1 pseudogene is annotated in these 522 nt (G+C 75.1%); it reads left to right on the forward strand.

Annotated features, from left to right (window positions below):
- Positions 1–413 (forward strand): annotated as a pseudogene (locus UUA_RS19720) (hypothetical protein); the annotation flags it as partial.
- Positions 414–522 lie beyond the last annotated feature (109 nt).

A 522-nucleotide genomic window follows, 5' to 3' on the forward strand; every position in this document is an offset into this window, starting at 1 on the left:
TGCCGGCGCGCGCCATCGCGGCCGAACGCCGCGGCATGCCATCCGCGCCGGAGCACCCGACGCCCAGCCTGTCGCCAGTGCCGCCGCGACAGGCACGCGTTGCACCACCCCGGCGGGAGGCGGCACTGGAACGCGCGCCGGTGCCGGGCGGCGCCTTGTTGCCTGCGCCGTCGCCGGTGTTTGCCGCGACGCCCGCAGCCGCGGCGTCATCCGCGCGCCACACGATGGCGCGGGCTACGACCGCGCACTCCGAAACGAAGGTCGCCACGGGCGAGCCGGTGGTGCACGTCAGCATCGGCCGGCTCGAAGTGCGCGCCGCGCCGCCCACCGCGGCGCCACCGCGCCGACGCGAGGAACCGCGGCCGAGCAGCCTCGACGACTACCTGCGCCAGCGCGGCAAGGCCTCGTCATGAGCAACGTGCTGGCGATTGCCGCGACCACGCGCACGCTGCGCAACCTGCTGCTGGCGCAGATGCCGGCGCTGGATGCGGAACTGGGTGACCTTGAAGTGACCCTGCAGCC

It is taken from the genome of Rhodanobacter thiooxydans LCS2, assembly GCF_000264375.1.
Taxonomy (GTDB): Bacteria; Pseudomonadota; Gammaproteobacteria; order Xanthomonadales; family Rhodanobacteraceae; genus Rhodanobacter; species Rhodanobacter thiooxydans.